Source organism: Bradyrhizobium sp. 23, from assembly GCF_023073295.1.
Classification (GTDB): domain Bacteria; phylum Pseudomonadota; class Alphaproteobacteria; order Rhizobiales; family Xanthobacteraceae; genus Bradyrhizobium; species Bradyrhizobium canariense_D.
This window is the reverse complement of record NZ_JADPJF010000062.1, coordinates 1-1,146: the sequence shown is the minus strand read 5'-3', so window position 1 is coordinate 1,146 and position 1,146 is coordinate 1. Positions and strand designations below refer to the sequence as shown.

1 protein-coding gene and 1 pseudogene are annotated in these 1,146 nt (G+C 58.5%); one reads left to right on the top strand and one right to left on the bottom strand.

All coding sequences use genetic code 11. The features are described from left to right. A partial coding sequence (locus IVB32_RS14890; protein ID WP_247410657.1) for a transposase domain-containing protein occupies window positions 1-296 on the top strand: 296 nt, incomplete at its 5' end. Window positions 297-375: 79 nt separating this feature from the next. Here IVB32_RS14890 and IVB32_RS14885 read toward each other — a convergent pair. Continuing rightward, window positions 376-628: pseudogene (locus IVB32_RS14885) on the bottom strand (IS5/IS1182 family transposase); the annotation flags it as partial. Window positions 629-1,146: the final 518 nt, after the last annotated feature.

Sequence of the window (1,146 nt, the reverse complement as noted above, 5' to 3'; positions counted from 1 at the left end):
AAGGTCTGACCCGCTTCCTCGAAGACGGGCGCCTCGAGCTCGACACCAACCCTGTCGAGAACGCCATCCGGCCAGTCTGCCTGATCAGAAAAAATGCGCTCTTCGCCGGACATGAGGTCGGGGCTGAAAATTGGGCCTTGCTTGCGTCGCTCGTCGCCACCTGCAAGCTCAACGACGTCAACCCGGCCGCCTACATCGCCGAAACACTCGAGACGATCATCGACGGCCATCCCCATAGCCGCATCGAAGACCTCATGCCGTGGCGATTCCGCAAAACGTCAAGCCAGCCTCAATAGGGTTGCGGCTAAGCGCTTACGAACAGCCATCCATTCCTCGTCCTCATCGAGCATCTCAGCGACATGGCTGAGAGTGAACACGTGGCTGCTGCGAGCGGATCCGACTGGCCGGGCGAAGTGCAAACGCCTCCTCCAAAGCCGGCTGACCTTCGATGTTGCGTATATCGAGGATGATCCGATGATCCAGCCGAGCCGGGTGCGCACGATGCGCAATTGCCGCTGATGTCGCTGAACTACTTGGCATGAGCGTAACGGTCCGCCATCATCGCCGTGGCCTTGACCACGCGGGCACAAGATTGTCGCAGCCTGACTCCGTTCCGTCTCGCTAGGCGGGCCTATGTCGGGTTAGCGCCCCGGCGATATCAATCTGGCGCCCACGGCTTGGAAATGCAGGAATCGTCTGGAATCTGCCCCATGGGCTCAATCCGATTTGCTCTCTCTGGCCCAAGCGAGGACGAGAGCATGAGGCGCAAGCGTCTTACGCAAGAGATGCGGTATTCGGTCCCCATCGCCTCAAACGAGACTGGAAAAGACGATCCGGGAGGGAACGACGTGGGCGGACGCACCATCGATTGTGCAATACCTTGAACCATGAGTTGGTCAAGTTGACCGGGTGGGCCTGGAGGCAAGACCCACCTTAGAATGGCTGACAAACCTGATCGAACTGGGGCTGTCAGCCGTCAGTTAGGAAGCCCCGCACTTTCGACGAAGGTCAACCATATCAAAGAACTGCGGCACAGCTTGAGCAATCAAGACTGACCCTTTGGCTAGGGTTCAGACTCAATTGATCCAATAAGCGACGAGAGCGGCGAGGTGGACGGCGGCCAAGAAGTTTCTGGCAAGTTTGTCG